This is a genomic window from Bifidobacterium catulorum, assembly GCF_003129925.1.
Lineage (GTDB): Bacteria > Actinomycetota > Actinomycetes > Actinomycetales > Bifidobacteriaceae > Galliscardovia > Galliscardovia catulorum.
The window spans coordinates 42,239-66,747 of the sequence record NZ_QFFN01000006.1; the positions used below are offsets into that span (position 1 = coordinate 42,239).

Here is a 24,509-nt window from a genome sequence, read left to right on the forward strand (position 1 = left end):
AGGAAGGGTCGTATGGCATCGACATCGTGGCCGATGCCATACGTAACACTGAAAAGGTAGTAATCATGACAAGTGCAGTGGAAGAAAAGGCGGCCGTCGTCAACGGCCAGACGAAGCTGAGCTGGCGCGAGAAGATCGGCTACGGCTTCGGCGATCTCGGCAACGGCTTCATGTTCGACCTGGGCCAGGCGTACCTGACCAAGTTCTACACCGACGTCGCGCTCATCAACCCCGGCATGGTGGCCACGATCATGGCCGTCACCAAGATCTACGACGCGTTCATGGACCCGATCGCCGGCGCGTTCGTCGACAGCCGCAAGGTCGGCAAGCACGGCAAGTTCCGTCCGGTGATGATGGTCGGCGCGATCGTGCTGTCCGTCCTCACCATCATCACGTTCACCATGCCCGACTTCCCGATGTGGGGCCGCATCGTCTACGCGTTCGTGACCTACATGGCGTGGGGCACCTGCTATTCGTTCACCAACCTGCCGTACGTGGGCCTCGCCAACGTCATGACGCGAGACGTCGATGAACGCGCCCAGCTGGCCACCACCCGCCAGGCCGGCTCCCTCGGCGCCCAGTGGATCACCGGTGTGGCGTTCATCCCGATCATCCTGCTGTTCTCCGACTCCAACGGCAAGGTCACCACGTTCCACGGCTACGCCGTGGCCGCCACAATCATGGCCCTGCTCGGCGTGATCTGCTTCGCCGTCACGTTCTTCAACTGCAAGGAGCACATCAAGATCAACCGCGAGAAGACCGGCGACAAGTCCAAGGAGGGCGTCGGCGCCTACATCAAGGTGGTCTTCACCAACAAGCCGCTGCTGGCCATCATCCTCATGACGCTGTTCACCATCTCCGCGATGAACACCAACAACGCCATGATGCTGTACTTCGCCGAATACAACCTCGGCTCCATGGGCCTGCAGCCGGTGATCAACGCCATCCAGATGGGCTGCTCCATCGTGGCCATCCTCTCCATCCCGTTCCTGGTCAAGAAGTTCGGCAAGAAGCAGGTCGCCGTGGTCTGCTTCGTGGTGGGCGCGGTCGCCAACCTCATCAACTTCTTCCTGCCGACCAACCTCGTCACCTTCATCGTGTTCGTGACCATCGGCTATGTGTGCCTCGCCATTCCGAACGGCATCACCTGGGCCTTCGTCAACGACGTGATCGATTACGGCGAGTGGCACACCGGCATCCGCAAGGAAGGCATCACCGTGGCCGCGTTCAACTTCTCCCGTAAGCTCGCGCAGTCGCTGGCCGCCGTGATCACCGCCGGCATCCTGGGTGTTACCGGTTACGTCGCCAACCAGGCGCAGTCGCAGGCCACCCTGAACGGCATCAAGGGCGCCATGACCCTGTATCCGGCCGTGGCCCTGTTCGCCGCCATGCTGATCATCTTCTTCCTCTACGGTCTGACGGACGACAAGTACCGCAAGATCGCCGATGACCTGAACAACGGCAAGTGGGAGAAGGGTGAACTCACCCACTGATGACGAATAATTAATGGATAATCCCCGATTGCGTGAGGCGATCGGGGATTATTTCGTTGCGGCCTGTTCACGAATCGCGAGATACCGGCTGAAAACCGGCGTTTCGGAGGGGTATCTCGCGATTCATGAACTACGCAGCCCCAATTGCACGGCCCCATTCCCAAATTTTTCGCGGATCGAATCCAACGCCTGCTCCGCGCGGCCCCTATCTTTCCCCAGCAGATCGTCGAAGCTGGCCTGCACCGGCGTCGTGGCCGCGTTCACCAGTCCCGAAGCGCTGACGCCGGCCAGTCGGATGTCGGCCGGCAGCCGGGCATCCCGGTCGAGCGCATGGTCCGGCATCCCCAGCATCCGTTCCAGAAGCCTCAGCGTCCGCGGGTATATCGCGCCCGCGGTATTCACCGGGCGGCCGAGTGTCAGCGATTTCGTGGCATATCGCAGGTCCGCGTACCGCAGCTTCACGGTGATAGTGCGAGCCAGCAGCCCGCGTCTTCGCAGCGTGGATGCCACCACGTCGCTGCATCGCAGCAGCATCTGCGCCACCGTGCGTGCATCACGCGTATCCTCGGCGAACGTGCGTTCCGACCCTATGGACTTCTCCGGCGTGACCGGCGTCACCCTGCGCTCGTCCAGCCCCCGCGCCGCCAGATACAGCGTATGCGCGTGCGCGGCCGATCCCGTCACCTGTGCGAGCCGGCGCTCATCGACCTGGGCGAGCTGCTCCACGGTCGTCACCCCCCACTGTGCGAGCCTGCGCGCCGATGCCGGGCCGATGCCGGGGATCGACCGCACCGGCAGCAGCCGCACGAATTCCGCCTGACGGGCCTCCGGCACGAGCAGCATGCCGTCCGGCTTGGCGTTCGTCGAGGCGAGTTTGGCGATGAGCTTGTTCGACGCCACCCCGACCGAGCAGGTCAGGCCGAACCTCCGTTCCACCTCGGCCCGGATCCATGCGCCGATCGCGGTGGGGGAGTCCCATTGCCGCAACGCCGCGGAGACGTCCATGTATCCTTCGTCCACGGATACGCGTTCGATGCGGTCGGTCACCTGTTCGAACACGCCGAACACCTGCCTGGAGATGCTCCGGTAGTAGGCCATGTCCACGGGCAGGAACACGCCGTTAGGGCAGAGTCTGCGCGCCGTGGCCACCGGCATGGCCGAGTTCACGCCGAACGGTCGCGCCTCATAGCTGGCTGCCGACACCACCGACCGCGTGCCTGTGCCGATGATGACCGGCCGTCCGCGCAGCTCCGGGTGTCTGGCGATCTCGCAGGAGGCGAAGAACGCATCCATGTCGATGTGCAGTATGGTGCAGCCGGTCTCGTCATGCCCCCAGTCACGCCGTACGGCGGCAAGACGTGGCGAAGTACTCATGTCTCCCATGGTACCCACGATGTCGCAACATGCCGTCGGTTCGCGTTAATCGACGGATGATGGTACAGTATTTCCCTGTTGCGCGCATGCCATGTGAATATGGCGTCGTACGACACGGAGTGATGCCTGAGTGGCCGAAAGGGGCACCCTGCTAAGGTGTTAACTGCGCAAGCGGTTCGGGGGTTCGAATCCCCCTCACTCCGCCAGTGACTCCCGCACCATGGTTTTTACCTTGGTGTGGGAGTTTTTCCGTTTTTTGCGAACTGTACGGTTGATGCTCCCATGCGAGGCGGGACGGGTGAAGCGGGGACGGAGGTACGCCGTTGTCCGCCCGTCTCCATCATCCACGATAGTCCGTCATCCATGACAATGCTCGTGAATTGGCATGTCGGCATGCTGTCTGGCGACGATGTCGTCGTTGTTTGATGACGATTGCCCGCGATGCCGCGGGTTCGGATTCGTGGCGGTATATAGGATGGGGGCGTCGTCCCGGCTGGATTGCACCGGCTGGATTTCATTCCGTGACGGGTTCCGTTCCCGTAGGACGGGTGCATTCGCGTCGTCGCGCGCTCCGTTAGACTTGGTATGAGTACCTGTAGTAAGAGAGAATCGTGGGAATGCCATGCAGCATGTCGAAAATTCCGGCCGCCATGCCGGCGGCGGCGCGTCATCGAGGAAGCCGCTTGCCGCGCTCCTGATCTGTCTGGCCGTCATCCTGATCGCGGCCGGCGCGATCTGGGCCATGCATATGCGTGCCGAGGCCTCGCGCGACGTCGGACCGCATCCTATCGCCGCCGACATCGACCGTACCGCCGCCATACCGAAGCCGGTCGTTGAGCATCACGGCAATTCGCCGGACTGCCCGGACACCGACTGCATCTCCCTCATGGTCAACGGCGACCTGCTGTTCCACCCCCATCTGTGGGAGCATTTCCAGGGGGCGAACACCGCCGCCAAAGACGGATCCGCATTCAACTTCGTGCCCCTGCTGCAGCCGATGCAGCGATACATGAAGGCCTCCGACATCTCCGTATGCGAGTTCGAGACCCCGATCGCCCCGCGCGGCGGCCCCTATACGGGCTACCCCGTCTTCGCGATTCCTCCCGAAGTGGCGGACGCGGCCGCCAAGGTGGGGTTCCAGGCATGCACCCACGCCACCAACCATTCATGGGACCAAGGCGCGGAAGGCGTCAACCGTCTGTGGGACACGCTCGCCGGGCTCGGCGTGCAGCAGACCGGCTCCTATAAGACCGAAGCCGATTCGAAGAAGCCGCTTGTCATCGAATCGCCCACCGGCGGCGGCAAGCTCGGTCTGGTCACGGGAACCGTTTCGCTCAACGGCTTCGAAGCCGACACCGAATGGCGGGTGGACAGGCTTCGCGAGGCCAGCGACCCGCATCACCGGTCCGACATCGACAAGGCCGTCGCCAAGGCCAAGGCCGCACGGCAGGAAGGCGCCGACGTCGTGGCCATCGCCATGCATTCCGTCCAGGAATACATCGACGACGCCGACGACTGGCAGGTGAGCGAAGCCCATGAACTCGCCGACACCGGCGCGTTCGACGTGATCTACGGCGCAGGATGCCATTGCGTCCAACCCATCGAGAAATACAAGAACACGTGGATCATCTACGGCACCGGCAACGCCGTCACCACGGACGCCCCGGCCGAACGCATCGTCAACAACCAGGGCATGACGGCCCGCATCCAGTTCGCCGGCCGAAAAGGCGAAGCGGGCTCATGGCGGGTCAGCCGCATCGACTGGCTGCCCACAGCCAACCGCCGCGGCGCCGACTACCGATGGTGCCCGATATCGGCCGACCATCCGGACGGCACCTGCTGGTCCACCGAACAGGACGCCCAGGTGAGGCAACGCATCCACGACGTGATATACAAACGCGGCGCCGATCCCCACGTCGTGCGCGAATGGCTCATCACCAAGGAGGCCTCCGCCGAATAACCCCACGGACAACTGTGCGTCATGAGCGGAAGTAGACTGGCGGGTGACAATCGTCGTCGGGCATCCGCATCGTCGGATATGTCGTCGCCGGACGTCCGACCAAGCAAGGAGCAATCGATGGCCATCGAAATCGACATGGAACGCACCGACCTGCCGCTGGTGGTGATTCCCAGCTGCTTCCCCTCCATGGTCGAGCCGTTCCGACGACGCCTCGACGCCTTCTCCGGACTCGCCCGCATACGCATGTACACCGACATGCCTACCGGCGTCGACGGCAAGGCCGACGACGACGAACTCGTACGGCGCATGGCCCCCGCCACCGTTGCCCTGACCACGGGCGTCCGCTTCTCCGATGCCATGCTCGCCCGTCTTGCGCCCACCGTCCGGTGCATCACCTTCGGCGGCACCGGCGTCGCCAACTACGTCGACGTCGATGAGGCGCGACGTCTCGGCATCCGCATCTGCAACGCCGTGCACTACGGCGACAACGCCGTGGCCGAGCACGCCATCGCCCTGCTGTTCGAAATCACCCACCGCGCCGGCACGCTCAACGCCCGCATGCACGAGGAGCCCTGGCCGGGGGAGGACATCACCGAAATCGGCGGCATGACCATGGGGCTCATCGGGTTCGGCGGCATCGGCCACCGAGTGGCCGAACTCGCCCCCGGACTGGGGCTGAACCTGCTCGTCTGGGCGCGGCACCCCGATCGCGACGCCTACGAACGACTCGGCATCCAGGCCGCCGACGGCATCGACGACGTATTCGCCGGCGCCGACGTCGTCAGCCTCCACCTCGCCCTCAACGACGCCACGCAAGGCATCATCGGCCCCGAACAGCTCGACCTGCTCAAACCGGGTGCCATCGTCATCAACACCGCCCGAGCCGAACTCATCAGGCCCGGCACCCTGGAGCAACGGCTCCGTCGCGGCGACATCCGCGCCGGACTCGACGTCTTCTCGCCCGAACCCCTGCCCGCCGACGACCCGTTGCGCGGACTCGACAACGTTGTCCTCACGCCCCACGTCGCATGGCGCTCCGACCGGGCGCTCGCCGGCATAGTCGACCAATGCGTCCGGGCCGCCACGGCATATCTGACCGGCGGGGAATACAACGTCGTCGCCTGACTCGCCACCGGCCTCCATCCATTCGTATCCGCCCGCATTCCACGAAAGACATCATGCGCACCATTCTGAACACGCCGGACGAGCCGGCCCACGACAGCCTCGTCGAGAAAAAATCCGAATTCATCGGCGACGCCTGCCACATCGACTCGCAGGACGACGCCATGGCGTTCGTGGAACTCATCCGAGAGCAACATCCCAAGGCCCGCCACGTGGCCTTCGCCGCCGTGTGGGGAGGTTCCGACGGCCAGCTCGGCGAACGTATGAGCGACGACGGCGAGCCGTCCGGCACCGCCGGCAAACCCATCCTCGACGTATTGCGCCAATCCGGCCTCACCGACTGCGTGGTCTGCGTCACCCGCTATTTCGGCGGCATCCTACTGGGGTCCGGAGGTCTGATCCGCGCCTACTCCTCGGCCGCATCCCTCGCAGTAAAGGCGGCCGACGGCGCCAACATCGTGCCATGCCGGCGCTATGCCACGACCATCGGCTACCCCCAGCTGACCATGATGCGGCAGCTGACATCCCTCGCCGACGGCACCGTGGAACACGAGGAGTTCACCGACCGCATCGCCATGACCATCGTCATCCCCGACGGGAACGCCCCGGCCTTCGAGGCGCGCGTGCGCGAGACCTTCAACGCGGCGGTCCCACTGGAGCCACGCGGCACGCTGAACTCACCCGTCGCCGACCAGGCCGGTTAAGCTGGGCCGTATGACCGAACACGACGAACAGCCTGGCGAACAGGCCGGCGAACAGGCCGAGCACGAACCCCTGACCGTGACCTACGAGCGCCTGCGACACTCCGAAAGCCCGGAGGAACTGGGGGAGTTCGCCCGCCGTCCCCTGCCTGACCGCAACGACGCCGCCGCATTCTCCCGCGCCACCGCACTGTTGGAGGCCGTGGCCGGCAACCACCATACCGCCCTCGACGACCGCGTCTATCTTGCACGGACCATGCCGTTCCCGAACGTGCTCGTCAAACTCAGCGAAGACCCCGATTCCGCGGTACGCAAGGCCGTGGCCGAAAACACCAACGACAAGAACTGGCTCGTAGGCCGTCTCACCAAGGATGACGACGATGATGTCCGTGCCGCCGCGCTCGCCAATCCGAGGACGTCGTGGAAGATGCGCATGGAGGGGGCCGAGGACGAGCGCAACGGCGCCGAGGTGCTTGAACGGCTGTCCCGCTTCGGCGTCGACGACGATAAGACCGGCCCCGAGGTGCTGACCGCGATGATACGCCGGGCCGTGGCGTTGAATCCGAACACCGACGAGGAGACCCTCGACCGTCTGGCCGACGATCCGGACATCCAGGTGCGGCACGCAGTGGAACGGCGGCGCGGATCCGGCCGATAGGCGTCCGCGCGGGGAGGGAGGCCACGTTGGCCACGTCTCCAAAGGCCGTTCGGCGCGACTTTTTCGTATCCGTCAGGTTAACTTGGGTATGTCAGGCGTTGCGGGCACCGGTTTCGGGGTTAAGCTGGACGTATGGAAGAACAGCGAGAAGAATCTGCCGAACGACTCTCCCGGCCGTTGATTCGCTTGGCGAAGGCGAAGGGTGTCGCCACGTATTACGTGGGACAGCAGGATGAATACGTTGAGATCGACGATGACGTTCTTGTCAATGTGTTGCACAGTCTTGGCGTCGATGCGTCGAACGACGAGGCCATCGCCGAGTCGTTGGCGCAGAACGAACGCGACCAGTACAGCCGTCTGGTCCAGCCGACCATCCTGCACATCGCCGGGCAGGAGAGCCGTGTACGCGTCAACCATGGCGTCACCGATATCCCGTCGGCGCGCCTGATGCTGGAGAGCGGCATCGAATACGGCACACTGGAGAGCGGCGCCGGCGACGGTGCGATGGCGAAGTCCGTGGACGGCAGATTCGTCGTCAACTCGTCCATCGTGATTCCCGCCGATGTGCCGCTCGGCTATCATACGTTGACCGTGACCGTGGGTACGCACAGCGATTCCGCCACGTTGATCTGCGCGCCCGACAGGATCGAGCTGCTCGATCCGATGAAGGACGGCCACCTGTGGGGCTGGATGGCGCAGTTCTACTCCATCCGCTCATCGCAATCATGGGGCGTCGGCGACTTCAACGACCTGAAGAACATGCTGCGCGACGCCAAGCAGAAGACCGACGCGGACTTCATCCTCGTCAATCCCGTGCACGCCGGCGAGCCGTGCACGCCGCTGACGCCGTCGCCCTATCTGCCCATCTCGCGCCGGTTCGTCAACTTCACGTACATCAACCCGGAGATCATTCCCGAGTTCTCGGAGCTTTCCGAGGAGGCGCAGGCGAACATCCGGCAGTTGCACGCCGCGGTGGAGGAGCTGAACGCCGATCCCGACAAGATCGACCGCGACGCCATGTGGGCCGCCAAGATGCCCGCCCTGTGGACGATCTTCAAGGCGCCGCGCCCGGCCGGCCGCCAGAAGGAGTTCGAGGTCTTCAAGTCCGGTGCCGGCGACGATCTCGAAGGCTACGCCACCTGGTGCCTCGCCTACGACAAGTGGGGCGCGCCCACCGACGCCCCCGACTCCTGGGTGAAGACCACCACGCGGGACTCCTCCGAGATCGCCCGTCTGCGCGGCCAGTATCCCGACACGCTGGAGTTCTACCGTTGGCTTGAATGGATCGCCGACGAACAGCTGGCCGACGCCCAGCAGACCGCCTACGATGCGGGCATGCGCATCGGCATCATGGCCGACATGGCCGTGGGTGTGCACCCGTACGGCTCCGACGTGTGGTGGAATCCCGAACGGTTCGCCTACGGCGCCACCGTCGGCGCGCCGCCGGACTTCTACAACCAGCAGGGGCAGAACTGGAGCCAGCCGCCTCTGAACCCCGAATACCTCGCCAAGACCGGGTACAAGGCGTACCGCGATATCGTGTCCGGCATGTTCTCCCATGCGGGTGCCGTGCGCATCGACCATGCGATCGGCCTGTTCCGCCTGTGGTGGATTCCCGAAGGGCGCAGCGCCAAGGAAGGCGCCTACGTGTATTACGATTCCGCGGTGATGCTCGGCATCCTGGCCCTTGAGGCCACGCGGGCCCATGGCGTGGTCGTGGGCGAGGACCTCGGCGTCGTGCCGGACTACATGGCCAAGTCTCTGGCCGCGCACGGGCTGCTCGGCTGCGCCATCGAATGGTTCGAGCAGCGCGACGGCAAGTTCCGCAGGCCGCAGGACTGGCGTCCGCTCACCCTCGCCTCCGTGACCACGCACGACATTCCGCCCACCGCCGGATACCTGCGCTACGAACATGTGAAGCTGCGCAGCAAGCTGCATCTGCTCACCGGCAGTGAAGAGGAGTTCATGACCGACGCCAGGCGCGAGCACAACGCGTTGCTTTCCATGCTGGCCGACGGCGGATGGATTCGCCGCGAATGGCTTGACGACGAGGACGCCCACGAGCAGGACCTCATCGAGGGTATGCACCGTGCGTTGTGCGCGTCGCCGTCGAAGCTGCTGTGCGCCACCATCACCGACGGCGTGGGCGAACGCCGTACGCAGAACCAGCCCGGTACGAACAACGAATACCCGAACTGGCGTATCCCGCTGGCCGACGGCGACGGCAACGCCGTCTCGCTCGACGGCCTTTTCGACAACCCCCGGGTGCAGTCCCTCGCCGCCGTCATGCGCGGCGAAAAGTAACGCATCATCCCGATCGGCCTGGTATGGCGGCCCCTTCCCTCGGTGGGGCCGCCATATGCATACCCGTGCCGGGGATTCCGCAGTGGCAGTTTTGCAGTGGTATTCCAAGAAACGATTCCGCGGCAAGATCGCCCTCCGCCACTATCATCGACGGCGATGACAGTCAGGAAACCAGGGCGGGGGAGTCGGTCGAAACGGCCGGAGAAATACGAACGAGGCACACGCAGCTATACGATGTCGCACATCCGTGGCAAGGACACCTCCATCGAGGTGCTCACCCGCAGCTACCTGTTCCGGCGTGGACTGCGGTTCCGCAAGAACGACAGGCGATATCCCGGCCATCCCGACGTCGTCCTGCCGAAATGGCATGTCGTCGTGTTCGTCAACGGATGCTTCTGGCATATGCACGAAGGATGCTCCAAACATTCGATGCCGAAATCGAACGTGGATTTCTGGACGGCGAAACTCACGCGCAACCGTGACCGTGACCGTCGCCAACGGGCCGAACTGGAGGCGATGGGTTGGCGCGTGATCACCGTATGGGAGTGCGAACTCGACAAGGCGCACCGCGATGAACGTCTCGCCCGTCTTTACGACGAAATCACCGGCGTGTCGCATTGACCTCGGCGTTTTGACGAACACGCAAAAAGCGGTACACTAGTGGATTGTTGTGTTTCCCAGGGGTCCTTCAAAGCGCTGTCCCACTCGCCAATAGGACTTTCAGGGAGCCCACGGATAATGCGGCAAAAGGGGATCTGACCAATCCACGATTGCCCGGAACACAATAGTAAAGAAAAGGTATATCGTGAAAACTTTCACACCGAAGCCTAACGATCTGACCCACGAGTGGTACGTCATCGACGCCACCGACGTGGTTCTCGGCCGTCTTGCAACCACCGCCGCCAACCTGCTGCGCGGCAAGAACAAGCCGACGTTCGCTCCTCACGCCGATGGTGGCAACCATGTCATCATCATCAACGCTGAGAAGATCGCCCTGTCCGGCAACAAGCTGGGCAAGAACCTGTACATGCACTCCGGCTTCCCGGGTGGTCTGCGCGCCGACAGCTACGGCGAGCTGCTTGAGAAGAACCCCGAGCGCATCATCAAGGCCGCCGTCAAGGGCATGCTGCCGAAGAACCGTCTGGCGAAGGTCCAGCTGGGCCGTCTGCGCATCTTCAAGGGTGCCGAGCACCCGCACACCCCTCAGAAGCCCGTTGAGTACGAGATCAAGCAGATCTCCCAGCAGGCTAAGTGATCTAGGACCGAAAGGAGACACCGATTATGGCTGAAAACACTAACTCCGCGGTCCAGGAGACCGAAGAGGAGCTCACGCAGTACACTTCCGAGACCAACGCCGGTGCCGGCACCGGCACTTCCGCGATCGCCCCGGGCTACGGCACCGGCCGTCGCAAGGAGGCCGTCGCCCGCGTCCGCCTGATTCCGGGCACCGGTAAGTGGACCATCAACGGCCGCACCCTGGAGGAGTTCTTCCCGGGCAAGATTCAGCAGCGTGAGGTCAACTCCCCGATCGTCCTGCTGAAGCTCGAAGGCAAGTTCGACGTCGTCGTGCTCGTCAACGGCGGTGGCACCACCGGCCAGGCCGGCGCCATCCGTCTTGGCGTCGCCCGCGCCCTGAACGCCATCGACCGCGACTCCAACCGCGCCGCCCTGAAGAAGGCCGGCATGCTGACTCGTGACGCCCGTGCGGTGGAACGCAAGAAGGCCGGTCTGCACAAGGCACGTCGCGCCCCGCAGTACTCGAAGCGTTAAGTTTCGCCTGCTGCAACGGCAATACGATTGTCGTCTGGCATACGGAAGATCCCCTCGTTCATTGGTTCGTCCAATGGGCGAGGGGATCTTTTCATGTCGGGGATCTTTTCATGCCGCCGTGTGCCCTATGCCGTCACAACGGTCAACGAATCGTTCTGATGTGACGACTTGATGATGACGACTTGATGATGCCGGCCGGTCGACCCGGCCGGCATCGACGACGGTTGTCAGCGAATCTGGCGGAAAAGACTGATGGACAATCCGTCGATGCGCCAAGGGTCGACGTTCCTTCCTTCGGTGTCGCTCTTCCCCTCGGCGTCGGCCGCCCCCTCGGAGCTGGCGTTCATCGTGGCCGCCTGGATATGGCGTGACGCATCGGCCTGCTGCGCCTCGCCCTGATGCGAGCCGTCGTCGCGGGACGTCTCATTGGTACTGATGTTCTCGATACGCACGTCGTCCCCGCCCCTCTGTTCGTGCAATGTCTCCGTCAGCCGATGCTCGCGCGCCGCCCGCAACGCCTGATGGATGGGCGTATCCCCATCGGGTATGGTGAGCGTCCAGACCGAATCCTTGGGCTTGCCGGGGTAGAGCATGGTGCCGTCGTCCGGCGGCAGCACCTCGTTGCCCGAGCCGTCCATGATTTCGGAGACCCTGCGCGGCTGTCGTCCGTTGGTCTCCGCCGAACTCCACATCATGCGCCACTCGCAGTCGTCGGGCATCCGGAAGTCCACCGACTTGTCAAGGCCGTTGATCACGATCGCCACGTCGAATTCGTTGTTCGCCAGCAGTCGCATGGCGAAGCATCTCACGCTGGTGTCGAACCAGTCGCGTTCCATGGGGGTCGTGCCGTTGGGCAGCAGCCATTGCACGCGGCTTGATGGCTTGAGCAGGCCGAGCATGGACAGCACGGTGAAGAAGTCCTCATGATGGTAGAGGTCCAGCGACTTGCGCAGGGCGATGAGTTTGGTCGTATGTTCAAGGCGACGCATCTCGGGGGTCTTCTCAGGGGAGAACAGCCATTCCCAATGCAGCCAGTTGATGTCGTTGTCCTGGCAGTAGGCGTTGTTGTTGCCGTCCTGCGTGTTGCGGAACTCGTCGCCCGCAAGCAGCATGGGCGTGCCGAGGCTCATGAGCAGTGTGCCGGTCATGTTCATGGCGGCGCGTTCGCGTTTCGCCTCGATGGCGGGGTCGTCGCTGGGTCCTTCGACACCGAAGTTGAACGAATGGTTGACGTTGCTGCCGTCCTGGTTGTTCTCTCCGTTCGCCTCGTTGTGCTTGTGCGCGTAGCGGGTCAGGTCGGTGAGCGTGAAGCCGTCGTGGCAGGAGACGAAGTTGATGGACGCGACGGCGCCGCGGCCGGGATCGGTGGCGAACAGGTCGGCCGAGCCGCATAGGCGAGTGGCCATCTCCTGCATGCCGATCTCGTTGTTGAATCCGCGATGCTGGCTGTCGACGTCGGTGAGCCAGAACCTCCGTGTGGAATCGCGGAAATGGTCGTTCCATTCGGCGAACGGCACGCCGAACTGTCCGGTGCGCCAACCTCCTTCGCCGAGGTCCCACGGCTCCATGATCATCTTGAGATTGCCGAGCATGAGGTCGGATCGCAGGGCGTACAGGAACGGGTGATGCTTGCTGAACGTGCCTTCGAGGCGTGCGAGCGAGGCGGCAAGGTCGAACCGGAATCCGTCGACGCCGATGCGTTTGGACCAGTAGCGCAACGAATCCACGGCGTAATTGATGACGCGGGTGTTGGTGAAGTCGAAGGTGTTTCCGCATCCGGTGGTGTCGATGAGCATGCCCGGGTTGTCGGTGCGGCGCCGATAGTAGCTCACGGCGTCGAGTCCGCGCCAGCAGACGGTCGGCCCGTCGATGGCGCCCTCGCATGTGTGGTTGAACACGACGTCGAGCAGCACCTCGATGCCGCCCGCATGCAGGGCGCGCACCATGTCGATGACCTCCTTGCGCACGGCGGCGGGGCCTTGGCGTCGCGCCTCCTCGGTGGCGTAGTCGGGGTTGGGTGCGAAATAGCCGAGCGTGGAGTATCCCCAGTAGTTGGGCAGTCCCCGTTCGGCCACGCCCACTTCGGTCTGGCTGGCGAAGATGGGCAGCAGCTCCACCGACGTGATGCCGAGGTTCTGCAGGTATGCGATGGTGGTCGGATGGGCCAGTCCGGCATAGGTGCCACGCAGCGACTCCTCCATCCACGGCGCGTTTTTGGTGAAGCCCTTCACGTGCAGCTCGTAGATGACGGTCTTGCTCCAGGGGATGTGGGGATGTTCCGGGTCGCCTTCGTGCTTGTGGATGTCACGGTCGTCGATGACGACGGAGAGCGGCGTGTGTCCGAGGTTGTCGAGCATGCTCATCTGCCCGTATGCGGATCCGTGCACGCGTCCGTTCTCCACGGTGCATTGGTAGGAGAACGCTTCGGGTGCGATCTCCATCTCGCCGTCGATGCCTTTGGCGTACGGGTCGAGCAGCACCTTGTAGGGGTTGAACTGCACGCCGCGGCGCGGGTCCCATTTGCCGGCGGCACGGTAGCCGTAACGCATGCCTTCCCATGCGTGGGGGATGTGCACGAACCACATGCCATAGTTCGGCCCCTCCATCTTGAACAGGGTCTCCCGGCAGTATCGTCCCTCCACGATGCGCGAGCAGACGGGATACATGGCGATCTGTTCGTGGAAGGGCACGCAGGAGTCGTTGGGAAGCTGGGTGGCGACGGTGTAGAAGGCGCTGGGGCTGTCGAGGGGTTCGATGATGGTCAGCCAGATCTGGTCCGCCGTCTCGGACCATACGACGGCATCGGCGCCGCCGTCTTCGGTGAGGAAGAAGCCAGGGCGGGTGGCATAACGGTGTAATGACGTTCGTTCCATACATCCACACTACCCCGTGCGTCAGAACGTCCGGTTCTTCGAGGTTCCCCAGGTTCTCAACGGAGGCGCACGCCTGTCTTTGGCTGGGCGTGTTTGCGGGTCGTTCGGCATCTGAGGCGATGATTGCGCGGCGCCTGTACATGGCCGGACGTGTCCGGTGTCTGACCGGAGAAAGGTGCAAGGTGTTTTCGTGGCCATGTCCCATCCCGTCTGGTCGTCCATAGGGCTGGGGGATCGGGTGTGTGGCCTGTGTGGTCCGCCGAGGATCGGCCACGGAGCCGATCGCGGTGAGGCCTTACGAGGAATCGACCGTCCATATACGTGAAAACCTACGAAAATACATACTTTCTTAACCTCAAATCTCACTTATAAAAAATACTTTTGCAAAAGTTTGCGTGTCGGTTTTGCGTTCCGATTCTTTGGTGTTATTGTGACTTGTGTCACAGCCTCAGGGTGTGATGCAGCCCATGCCGCAGCCAACGGCAGGGCGAAGAAGGCATAACACGTCGCCGCTTTCCGGCCGGATTCATAACCGATTGATTTTTCCTCGGATGCGGGCGGAAGCGTCATATGTCAACAAACCATACTTGGCTACACGATCGAGGAGGACACGTGGTCGCAGCTAAGAAGAAGACGGAAGAAACCGCCGTCAAGCCCCAGGAGAACGCAGCCGTTTCCGCCGAGCAGGAGGTCGACGCCCTCGTCAGGAAGGCGCAGGTCGCCCTCAGGAAGTTCGAGGCGCTCGATCAGAAGCAGGTCGACCACATCGTCGCCAAGGCTTCCGTCGCCGCGCTGAACAAGCACCTCGTGCTCGCCAAGCTCGCCGTCGAGGAGACCAAGCGTGGTCTGGTGGAGGACAAGGCCACCAAGAACATCTTCGCGTGTGAGCACATCACCAACTACCTGGCCGGTCAGAAGACCGTCGGCATCATCCGTGAGGACGACGTCGAAGGCATCACCGAGATCGCCGAGCCCGTCGGCGTCGTCGCCGGCGTGACCCCGGTCACCAACCCGACCTCCACCGCCATCTTCAAGTCGCTCATCGCCCTGAAGACCCGCTGCCCGATCGTCTTCGGCTTCCACCCGGGCGCCCAGAAGTGCTCCGTCGAGGCCGCGCGCATCGTGCGCGACGCCGCCATCAAGGCAGGCGCCCCCGAGGACTGCATCCAGTGGATCGAGCACCCGTCCATCGAGGCCACCGGCGCCCTGATGAAGCACCCGGGCGTCGCCACCATCCTCGCCACCGGCGGCCCCGGCATGGTCAAGGCCGCGTACACCTCCGGCAAGCCCGCCCTCGGCGTGGGCGCCGGCAACGCCCCGGCCTACGTGGCCCCGGACGCCGACATCGTGCGCACCGCCAACGACCTCATCCTCTCCAAGCACTTCGACTACGGCATGATCTGCGCCACCGAGCAGGCCGTCATCGCCGACAAGTCCGTGTACGAGCCGCTGCTGGCCGAACTCAAGAAGCGCAAGGCCTACTTCGTCAACGCCGAGGAAAAGGCCAAGCTCGAGAAGTTCGTGTTCGGCGTCACCGCCTACGAGAGCCCGGACCAGAAGACCAAGCTCAACGCCTGGGTGCCCGGCAAGTCCCCGCAGGCCATCGCCCACGCCGCCGGCTTCGAGATCCCGTCCGACGCCACCATCCTCGCCGCCGAATGCAAGGAGGTCGGCGAGATGGAGCCGCTCACCATGGAGAAGCTCTCCCCGATCCAGGCCTTCCTGAAGTCCGACAACAAGGAGCAGGCCTTCGAGATGTGCGAGAAGATGCTCGTGCACGGCGCCGGCCACACCGCCGCCATCCACACGAACGACCAGGCCCTGGTCGACGAGTACGGCAACCGCATGCACGCCTGCCGCATCATCTGGAACCAGCCCTCCTCCCTCGGCGGCATCGGCGACATCTACAACGCCATCGCCCCGTCGCTGACCCTCGGCTGCGGTTCCTACGGCGGCAACTCGGTCTCCGGCAACGTCCAGGCGGTCAACCTCATCAACATCAAGCGCGTCGCTCGGAGGAACAACAACATGCAGTGGTTCAAGATCCCGGCCAAGACCTACTTCGAGCCGAATGCCATCAAGTACCTGCGCGACATGGCCGACGTCAACCGCGTCGTCATCGTCTGTGACAAGGTCATGCTCGATCTTGGCGTCGTGGAGAAGGCCATCCACCAGCTGCGCCTGCGTCCGAACAACGTGCAGTACCGCATCATCGACTACGTCGAGCCCGAGCCCTCGGTCGAGACCGTCGAACGCGGCGCCGCCATGATGCGCGACGAGTTCCAGCCCGACACCATCATCGCCATCGGCGGCGGCTCCCCGATGGACGCCTCCAAGATCATGTGGCTGCTCTACGAGCACCCGGAAATCGAATTCGCAGACATCCGCGAGAAGTTCTTCGATATCCGCAAGCGCGCGTTCAAGCTGCCAGCCCTCGGCAAGAAGGCCCGCCTGGTCTGCATCCCGACCTCGTCCGGCACCGGCTCCGAAGTCACGCCGTTCGCCGTGATCACCGACCACAAGACCGGCTACAAGTACCCGGTCACCGACTACGCGCTGACCCCGTCCGTCGCCATCGTGGACCCGGTGCTGGCCCGCACCCAGCCGCGCAAGCTGGCCTGCGACTCCGGCTTCGACGCCCTGACCCACTCCTTCGAGGCCTACGTCTCCGTCTACGCCAACGACTTCACCGACGGCATGGCGCTGCACGCCGCCAAGCTGGTGTGGGAGAACCTTGAGACCTCCGTGAGGGAAGGCGCCGCCAACCCGATGGCCCAGGAGAAGATGCACAACGCCGCCACCATGGCCGGCATGGCCTTCGGCTCCGCGTTCCTCGGCATGTGCCACGGCATGGCCCACACCATCGGCGCACTGTGCCACGTCGCCCACGGCCGCACCAACTCCATCCTGCTGCCGTACGTGATCCGCTACAACGGCCAGATCCCCGACGAGCCGACCAGCTGGCCGAAGTACAACAAGTACGTCGCCCCGCAGCGCTATCAGGAGATCGCCAAGAACCTCGGCATCGACCCCGGCAACACCGTCGAGGAAGGCGTCGAGAACCTGGCCCGCGCCGTCGAGGACTACCGCGACAACAAGCTCGGCATGGACCGTTCCTTCCAGGCCGCCGGCGTGGACGAGGACTACTTCTGGAGCGTGCTTGAGCAGATCGGCATGCGCGCCTACGAGGACCAGTGCACCCCGGCCAACCCGCGCATCCCGATGATCGAGGACATGAAGGACATCGCCATCGCCGCCTACTACGGCGTGCCGCAGGCCGAAGGCCACCGCATCCGCGTCGAGCGCGAAGGCACCGCCTCCGTCGAGGAAGCCTCCCAGCGCGACTGACGTCCTCCCCGAACCCGTGGCCGGAACCGGTGGTTTGTCGGACTCCGGCCACGGCCCCCTCTATCGATGAAGTCCCCCGTCGTCATCCCCGGACGACGGGGGACTTCGTTTTCAATCAATACCCGGAATTTGGTAATTTCGGTCATGAAGAACCGGTTTTGATGGTCTTTATGAACGATTCGACCAATTACGGCCTACTCCGCCTTGGCGATGGCCTCGGCGATCGGGTCGTGGGTGAAGTCGTGGCTGCGGTATTCGGGATTGTCCACGGGAAGATGCTGCACCAGCGTATCGAACACCTGACTCAATATGTCGCCGCGCTCCAGCACCGCGTCGAGCACATGACCGCCGATCGAATGGTCGTCGGAAAGAAAATGCTCGTGGAAACCGGCCACGGCCGCACCGTTGAACATCACCGGCGAGAAATAGCCGAGCATCGTTCCCCTCACGTCATGGCCGAGGAACATGGCCTGCCGGTCGGCCACCTCCTCCAACGTCGGGTACGGGGCCTGCTGTTTGATTACCGCGCGGGTTTTGATGAAACTGAACGTGCCGCGGACGATGACCGCGAAGAACGTGTTCGCCCGCCCGTTGGCCGCCACGATCTTCTTGTTGAGGTCCTCCAGTCCGATGTCGCTGCGTTCGCACTGGTATTGGAAGGCCGCGTGATGCACGCTGGCGAACGGTACGGTGAAGTCGTCGGGCAGGACCTCGGCCACGCCGGACTGGCCGATCTTATAGGCGATGCCGTCGAGGATGATGAGCTCGCCGTCGAGCCCCTCGCCGGTGCCGATGCCCGTGTCGCCATGCGTCAGCAGGTTCCCGATGGTGGTGGTGCCCTCCAACAAACCCGGCACAAGCTGGGCGAGTGTGCCATGCTGATAGAGCACGTTCGCGCCGTGCTCATGGATCGGTCCGATGTTCGCAGCCAGGGATTTCGTCATATTCCCCACGATAATTCGAGGACCGAACGGTTTTCAACCAACCATGCACGGATGGACACATGATCACGGGACTGACCGTCATCACGATATCCTCGTTCGGATGCATCGGCTATGCGGCGACCATCCAAGTGTTCTCCATCAGTTCGTTTATCAATCGATAATTTGGCAGAACCGTTCATGAAGCCCGTGAAAATAGGTCCTTCATGACCGGAATTACCAAATTCGGGATTGTTGAGACCTGTTTGACCAAGGTACGGGATTGTGGATGGAGGCCACGTTCGTCCACATTGTCCGGAGAACCGGATTTTCGCCGTCGCGGCCCCGTACCGTCGAATCATGAGAACGAATACAAGACTCAACACGATGCTGGACCAGACCGAGTCGAAACGGCTGTGCGTATGGGGCCGCAACGATGCCGAACGCCAGATGATACGGCGGCGGCAGGCCGCAGGGGAACTGCTTCACGTGGGGAACCGATGCTATGCGAGGCCGTCATATTGGCAGGGACTGACCGAATTCGAGCGGTTCCGCCATCTGGTGCGTTCCCTGTCGAGGAAACATCCGCACTGGGTGTTCGGCGGACCGACCGCCGCACTGATGCATGGCGTATGCGATTCTCATCGGCAGATGAGAACGATTCATCGCGTGATCGAGGGAAACGCCATGGTTCGTGGCACCGATATCGTGACCAGCCATTACGTGACGGACGCGTCGCACGTCGTCGTCGACGGGGTGAAGGTCACCCCGTTGCCCAGAACGGTGTTCGACTGCGCAAGATGGATGGAGTTCCCCGATGCGCTCGCGGTGGCCGATTCCCTGTTGCGTCAGGGGCGTATGACCCGTGAGGGGCTTCGGGATTCGTTCCTCCGGGAGCGGGGGCGTCATGCGGACCGTGCCTTCAGGGTGGCCGACAACGCGACCGGCAGGACCGACAACGGCGGCGAATCCTATGCCTACGGCGTGATCCTTGAGGAGGGGTTCGCGAAACCGATGGTTCAGGCCGCGATGCCGTGCCTCAACGAGAACGGCAATCCCGACCGGGTCGACTTTCTGTGGACGACCGGGGATGGACGTCGTATCGTGGCGGAACTTGATGGGCGAATCAAATACCGTGACGAATCCATGTACCGCAACGGCAGTCTGCCCGACACCGTAATCGCGGAGAAGGAGCGCGAGGAGCGGGTGAGGATGGTCGTGGACGGATTCGTGAGGTTCTCGTTCGGGGAGGCGTATCGTAGGGTTCCGCTGATACGTAAATTGGAATGGGCCGGGGTCCCGAGGCTGACCGGATGATTGTACGGTTGGGAACTGTCCGGAGGACTGGTAGTTTGGTCAAACCGTTCATGAATCGGTAACTTGGCAGAACCGTTTATAAGGACCCCGAAAACGGGTCCTTCATGACCGGAATTACCAAGTTCGGAGGGACGGACGAACCGCGACACGCCCGAATTCTGCTAGGGGCATGGGTTGTGGTTTAATAATCAAGTTGCCTGTTTTGGGCTCGCAAAATTGTCTATTCAAAAGCGAGCGTGGCACAAGGATTTTCCACATCCTTGCATGGTCACGCACTGATACGGTTCGGCCGCCACGGGGAGGGATCCCGAAGTCGGCCACGCCTTGACGTGCCCTAGAGAAACAGGCTGGTAAACAGTAATTCATTCGCAAGAAAGGGCGGACGGCAATGGCGGGACAGAAAATCCGCATCAGGCTTAAGTCCTATGACCACGAGGTCATTGACCAGTCGGCGAAGAAAATCGTCGAGACGGTCACGAACGCGGGCGCAACCGTAGTTGGCCCGGTTCCTCTGCCGACCGAGAAGAACGTGTTTGTTGTTATCCGTTCTCCTCACAAGTACAAGGATTCCCGCGAGCATTTCGAGATGCGCACCCACAAGCGCCTCATTGACATCGTTGACCCGACGCCTAAGGCTGTCGATTCTCTGATGCGTCTCGACCTGCCGGCGGACGTGAACATCGAGATCAAGCTGTAAGGAAGGGGGGAACCGTTATGAGCAACAACATCAAGAATGCACTGCTGGGCAAGAAGCTCGGCATGTCCCAGGTGTGGGACGAGAACGGCTTCTTCGTTCCCGTCACGCTGGTCGACGTTTCCACCAACGTGGTGACCGCCGTCAAGACGGAGGAGACCGACGGCTACAAGGCCGTCCAGATCGGCTACGGCCAGATCGATCCGACCAAGGTGACCAAGCCGCTCGCCGGCCACTTCGCCAAGGCCGGTGTGACCCCGCGTCGCCACCTCGTCGAGTTCCGCACCGACGAAGCCGAGAGCTACGAGCCGGGTCAGGAACTGAGCGCCGAGGTCTTCGCCGAGGGTTCCAAGGTCGACGTCACCGGCACCACCAAGGGCAAGGGCTTCGCCGGCACCATCAAGCGTTGGGGCTTCAAGTCCTACCGCCGTACCCACGGCTCCCACAAGAACGAGCGTCGCCCCGGTTCCGTCGGTGCATGCGCCACTCCGGGCCGTATTCTCAAGGGCAAGCGCATGGCCGGTCGCATGGGCCATGTCACCAACACCACGCTGAACCTGACCGTCGTCTCCAACGATGTTGAAAACGGCGTCATCGCCATCAAGGGTGCCATCCCGGGCCCGAAGGGCGCCATCGTCGTGGTTCGTACCGCTGTGAAGGGAGCCTGATAATCATGGCTATTTCTCTGAACATCACGAGCGCCGAAGGCCAGACCGGCACCGTCGAGGCCCCTGAGGAACTGTTCGGCATCTCCGCCGAGGAAGTGCAGAACCACGTTCCGCTGGTGCACCAGGTCGTCATCGCGCAGCTGGCTGCCGCCCGTCGTGGCACCCACGCCGTGAAGAACCGCGCCCGCATCTCCGGCGGCGGCAAGAAGCCGTGGAAGCAGAAGGGCACCGGCCGTGCCCGTCAGGGCTCCATCCGCGCCCCGCAGTGGGCAGGTGGCGCCGTCGTCCACGGACCGGTTCCGCGCGACTACTCCCAGCGCACCCCCAAGAAGATGAAGGCCGCAGCCCTGCGCTACATGCTGTCCGATCGCGCCAACGCCGGTCGCGTGCACGTGGTTGACTTCGGCATCGCCGAGACCCCGTCCACCAAGACCGCCAAGGCCGTTCTGCAGTCCGTGGCCGCCGAGCGCTTCGTCACCGTCGTGTTCTCCCGCGAGAACATCAACGAGTGGCTGTCGGTCCGCAACCTGCGCACCGTGCACCCGATCTTCGCCGACCAGCTCAACACCTACGATGTGGTGACCGCCGAGGACATCGTCTTCACCAAGGAAGGCTTCGACGCCTTCATCGCGGCGAAGACCGCCCCGGCCGCTAAGGAGGACTAATCATGGTCGCAATCCACAAGCCCGCACACGACATCATCATCAAGCCTGTCGTTTCCGAGAAGAGCTACGCCAACTCCGACCTGGGCCAGTACACCTTCGTGGTGAACCCCAAGGCGAACAAGGTGCAGATCAAGCAGGCTATCGAGCAGATCTTCAATGTCAAGGTGACGAACGTCAACACCCTCAACCGCGCCGGCAAGCGCACCCGCACCCGCATCGGCTACGGCCAGCGTGTGAACGAGAAGCGCGCCATCGTGACGGTGGCCGAGGGCCAGACCATCGACATCTTCGGTAACTGAAGGCTAGCCGAGAAAGTTAGGAACTAAATTATGGCTATCCGTACATACAAGCCGACGTCTGCCGGTCGTCGTAACGCCTCGGTCTCGGACTTCTCCGAGATCACGCGTTCCACGCCTGAGAAGTCGTTGGTCCGTAAGCTCAGCAAGACTGGCGGCCGTAACTCCTACGGTCGTATCACGAGCCGTCACCGCGGTGGTGGCCACAAGCGCCAGTACCGTCTCATCGACTTCAAGCGTTGGGACAAGGACGGCGTGCCGGCCAAGGTCGCTCACATCGAGTACGACCCGAACCGTTCCGCCCGCATCGCCCTCCTGCACTACGCCGATGGCGAGAAGCGCTACATCATCGCCCCCGAGGGCGTGAAGCAGGGCGACGTCATCGAGACCGGTGCCCAGGCCGACATCAAGCCCGGCAACAACCTGCCTCTGCGCAACATCCCGACCGGTACGGTGGTTCACGCCATCGAGCTGCGTCCGCTGGGTGGCGCGAAGATCGCCCGTTCCGCCGGTGCTGCCGTTCAGCTCGTCGCCAAGGATGGCGCCTACGCCCAGCTGCGTATGCCGTCCGGCGAAATCCGCAACGTGGACGCCCGCTGCCGCGCCACCGTTGGTGAGGTCGGCAACTCCGAGCACGCCAACATCCAGCTCGGCAAGGCCGGTCGCGCCCGTTGGATCGGCCGTCGTCCGTGGACTCGCGGTGAGTCCATGAACCCGGTGGATCACCCGCATGGTGGTCGTACCCGCGGTGGTAAGCCGCCGGTGTCGCCGTGGGGCAAGGGCGAAGTCCGTACCCGTCGTCCGAAGAAGGCTTCGAACAAGATGATCGTTCGTCGTCGTCCGGCCGGCAAGAACCGCAAGTAAGGAAGTGTCTGACAGATGACTCGTAGCATCAAGAAGGGCCCATTCGTCGACGCCCACTTGCAGAAGAAGGTCGACGAGCAGAACGAGAAGGGCACGAAGAACGTCATCAAGACGTGGTCGCGCCGTTCGATGATCACCCCCGATTTCATCGGACACACGTTCGCAGTTCACGATGGTCGTAAGCATGTCCCGGTGTTCGTCACCGAGGCCATGGTTGGCCACAAGCTCGGTGAGTTCGCCCCGACGCGTACCTTCAAGGGTCACGTCAAGGACGACAAGAAGGCACGCCGCTAAAGGCGAGGAGAGTAAAGACACATGGAAGCTAAAGCAATCGCCCGTCACGTCCGCGTGACGCCGCGCAAGGCTCGCCGCGTCGTCGACCTCATCCGAGGCAAGCAGGCGACCGAAGCGGTGACCATTCTGAAGTTCGCTCCGCAGGATGCGGCCGTTCCGGTCCGCAAGGTCCTGGAGAGCGCCATCGCCAACGCTCGCGTCAAGGCCGATCGCGCCAACGAGCCGTTCCGCGAGAACGAACTGGTGGTCAAGGAGACGTACGTCGATGAGGGCGTCACGTTGAAGCGTTTCCGCGCACGCGCCCAGGGCCGTGCCGCTCGCATCAACAAGCGCACCAGCCACATCACGGTTATCGTCGCCAACAAGGAAGGAGCCCGATAAAAAATGGGTCAGAAGATCAACCCGTTTGGGTACCGTCTTGGCGTAACCGAATCCCACCGCAGCCGTTGGTTCTCCGATTCCAACAAGGCCGGCGAGCGTTACAGCGACTTCATCCTTGAGGACGACAAGATCCGCAAGGTGCTGAACGCCGACCTCGAACGTGCGGGCGTCTCCCGCATCGTCATCGAGCGTACCCGCGACCGTGTGCGTGTGGACATCCACACCGCTCGTCCGGGCATCGTCATCGGCCGCCGCGGCGCCGAGGCCGACAAGGTCCGCGCCAAGCTCGAAAAGCTGACTGGCAAGCAGGTCCAGCTCAACATCTTCGAGGTCAAGAACGCCGCCATCGACGCCCAGCTCGTCGCTCAGGGCATCGCCGAGCAGCTCACCAACCGCGTCACCTTCCGTCGCGCCATGCGCAAGGCCCAGCAGGACGCCATGCGCGCCGGTGCCAAGGGCATCCGAATCAAGCTCTCCGGCCGCCTCGGCGGTGCCGAAATGAGCCGTTCGGAGTTCTACCGCGAAGGCCGTGTGCCGCTGCAGACGCTGCGCGCCCTCATCGACTACGGCTTCTTCGAAGCCCGTACCACCTACGGCCGCATCGGCGTGAAGGTGTGGATCTACAAGGGCGACATGACCGAGCGTGAGTTCGAGGAGCAGCAGGCCCAGCAGAACAACGGCCGTGGCCGTCGTGGCGACCGCCGCCCGCGTCGTGGCGCCCGCCGTGACGCCCAGAAGGCCGCTCCCGCTCAGGCTGAGGCGAAGCAGGAAGCCGCTGCTCCTGCCGCCAAGGAAGCAAAGGAGTAA

The 24,509-nt window shown here is 63.2% G+C and carries 22 protein-coding genes and 1 tRNA gene; 20 read left to right on the top strand and 3 right to left on the bottom strand.

What is annotated here, in order from left to right; all coding sequences use genetic code 11:
* The first annotated feature begins 65 nt into the window (after positions 1-65).
* Positions 66-1,493, top strand: a complete 1,428-nt coding sequence (locus tag DF200_RS03745; RefSeq protein ID WP_109136958.1) for a glycoside-pentoside-hexuronide (GPH):cation symporter — start codon at positions 66-68, stop codon at positions 1,491-1,493.
* A 123-nt stretch (positions 1,494-1,616) separates the two neighbouring features.
* Here DF200_RS03745 and dinB read toward each other — a convergent pair whose 3' ends face one another.
* On the bottom strand, positions 1,617-2,867 hold the full coding sequence (gene dinB, locus DF200_RS03750) for a DNA polymerase IV (protein ID WP_109136959.1): 1,251 nt from the start codon (positions 2,865-2,867) through the stop codon (positions 1,617-1,619).
* 116 nt (positions 2,868-2,983) lie between these two features.
* Here dinB and DF200_RS03755 point away from each other — a divergent pair.
* The 9 genes from DF200_RS03755 to rpsI all read left to right on the top strand — a co-directional run bounded on the left by DF200_RS03755 (position 2,984) and on the right by rpsI (position 11,382).
* A tRNA-Ser gene (locus DF200_RS03755) sits at positions 2,984-3,073 on the top strand.
* 416 nt (positions 3,074-3,489) lie between these two features.
* Positions 3,490-4,827 carry a CapA family protein gene (locus tag DF200_RS03760; protein WP_109136960.1) on the top strand — a complete coding sequence of 446 codons (1,338 nt, stop codon included), beginning with the start codon at positions 3,490-3,492 and terminating at the stop codon, positions 4,825-4,827.
* Between the two features lie 117 nt (positions 4,828-4,944).
* Complete coding sequence (locus DF200_RS03765; protein ID WP_109136961.1) at positions 4,945-5,952, top strand: NAD(P)-dependent oxidoreductase; 1,008 nt, start codon at positions 4,945-4,947, stop codon at positions 5,950-5,952.
* 53 nt (positions 5,953-6,005) lie between these two features.
* Complete coding sequence (locus tag DF200_RS03770; RefSeq protein WP_109136962.1) at positions 6,006-6,653, top strand: IMPACT family protein; 648 nt, start codon at positions 6,006-6,008, stop codon at positions 6,651-6,653.
* A 10-nt stretch (positions 6,654-6,663) separates the two neighbouring features.
* On the top strand, positions 6,664-7,308 hold the full coding sequence (locus DF200_RS03775) for an AbrB family transcriptional regulator (protein ID WP_109136963.1): 645 nt from the start codon (positions 6,664-6,666) through the stop codon (positions 7,306-7,308).
* Positions 7,309-7,440: 132 nt separating this feature from the next.
* Positions 7,441-9,612, top strand: a complete 2,172-nt coding sequence (gene malQ / locus DF200_RS03780) for a 4-alpha-glucanotransferase (RefSeq protein WP_109136964.1) — start codon at positions 7,441-7,443, stop codon at positions 9,610-9,612.
* A 156-nt stretch (positions 9,613-9,768) separates the two neighbouring features.
* Positions 9,769-10,233, top strand: a complete 465-nt coding sequence (locus DF200_RS03785) for a very short patch repair endonuclease (protein ID WP_109136965.1) — start codon at positions 9,769-9,771, stop codon at positions 10,231-10,233.
* Positions 10,234-10,417: 184 nt separating this feature from the next.
* Positions 10,418-10,867, top strand: a complete 450-nt coding sequence (gene rplM, locus DF200_RS03790) for a 50S ribosomal protein L13 (RefSeq protein WP_109136966.1) — start codon at positions 10,418-10,420, stop codon at positions 10,865-10,867.
* Between the two features lie 26 nt (positions 10,868-10,893).
* Positions 10,894-11,382, top strand: a complete 489-nt coding sequence (gene rpsI / locus DF200_RS03795; RefSeq protein WP_109136967.1) for a 30S ribosomal protein S9 — start codon at positions 10,894-10,896, stop codon at positions 11,380-11,382.
* A gap of 227 nt (positions 11,383-11,609) precedes the next feature.
* On the opposite strand, the gene glgX is transcribed toward rpsI, so the two are convergent.
* Positions 11,610-14,255: a glycogen debranching protein GlgX gene (glgX, locus tag DF200_RS03800; protein WP_109136968.1), complete on the bottom strand. Its 2,646-nt coding sequence runs from the start codon at positions 14,253-14,255 to the stop codon at positions 11,610-11,612.
* 612 nt (positions 14,256-14,867) lie between these two features.
* Here glgX and adhE point away from each other — a divergent pair.
* Entirely contained in the window at positions 14,868-17,603 is a 2,736-nt protein-coding gene (adhE, locus tag DF200_RS03805) for a bifunctional acetaldehyde-CoA/alcohol dehydrogenase (RefSeq protein WP_241520110.1), read from the top strand.
* Positions 17,604-17,797: 194 nt separating this feature from the next.
* Here adhE and budA read toward each other — a convergent pair whose 3' ends face one another.
* Positions 17,798-18,547, bottom strand: coding sequence for an acetolactate decarboxylase (gene budA, locus DF200_RS03810; protein WP_109136970.1), 750 nt, complete (start codon positions 18,545-18,547; stop codon positions 17,798-17,800).
* 336 nt (positions 18,548-18,883) lie between these two features.
* On the opposite strand from budA, the gene DF200_RS03815 reads away from it, so the two are divergent.
* From DF200_RS03815 to rpsC, 9 genes are all read left to right on the top strand, one after another.
* Complete coding sequence (locus DF200_RS03815; RefSeq protein WP_146192004.1) at positions 18,884-19,840, top strand: hypothetical protein; 957 nt, start codon at positions 18,884-18,886, stop codon at positions 19,838-19,840.
* 388 nt (positions 19,841-20,228) lie between these two features.
* A complete protein-coding gene (gene rpsJ, locus DF200_RS03820; protein ID WP_006288664.1) occupies positions 20,229-20,537 on the top strand; it encodes a 30S ribosomal protein S10 in 309 nt (102 codons plus the stop codon).
* Positions 20,538-20,554: 17 nt separating this feature from the next.
* The gene (gene rplC, locus DF200_RS03825; protein WP_109136972.1) at positions 20,555-21,202 is read left to right on the top strand and encodes a 50S ribosomal protein L3; all 648 of its coding nucleotides are present in this window, start codon (positions 20,555-20,557) and stop codon (positions 21,200-21,202) included.
* Between the two features lie 5 nt (positions 21,203-21,207).
* On the top strand, positions 21,208-21,867 hold the full coding sequence (rplD, locus tag DF200_RS03830; protein ID WP_439098312.1) for a 50S ribosomal protein L4: 660 nt from the start codon (positions 21,208-21,210) through the stop codon (positions 21,865-21,867).
* Between the two features lie 2 nt (positions 21,868-21,869).
* Positions 21,870-22,166 carry a 50S ribosomal protein L23 gene (gene rplW, locus DF200_RS03835; RefSeq protein ID WP_109136974.1) on the top strand — a complete coding sequence of 99 codons (297 nt, stop codon included), beginning with the start codon at positions 21,870-21,872 and terminating at the stop codon, positions 22,164-22,166.
* A gap of 30 nt (positions 22,167-22,196) precedes the next feature.
* Entirely contained in the window at positions 22,197-23,027 is an 831-nt protein-coding gene (gene rplB / locus DF200_RS03840; RefSeq protein ID WP_109136975.1) for a 50S ribosomal protein L2, read from the top strand.
* Positions 23,028-23,042: 15 nt separating this feature from the next.
* A complete protein-coding gene (gene rpsS / locus DF200_RS03845) occupies positions 23,043-23,321 on the top strand; it encodes a 30S ribosomal protein S19 (protein WP_033490666.1) in 279 nt (92 codons plus the stop codon).
* 21 nt (positions 23,322-23,342) lie between these two features.
* The gene (rplV, locus tag DF200_RS03850) at positions 23,343-23,702 is read left to right on the top strand and encodes a 50S ribosomal protein L22 (RefSeq protein WP_109136976.1); all 360 of its coding nucleotides are present in this window, start codon (positions 23,343-23,345) and stop codon (positions 23,700-23,702) included.
* A 3-nt stretch (positions 23,703-23,705) separates the two neighbouring features.
* Positions 23,706-24,509, top strand: coding sequence for a 30S ribosomal protein S3 (gene rpsC, locus DF200_RS03855; protein WP_109136977.1), 804 nt, complete (start codon positions 23,706-23,708; stop codon positions 24,507-24,509).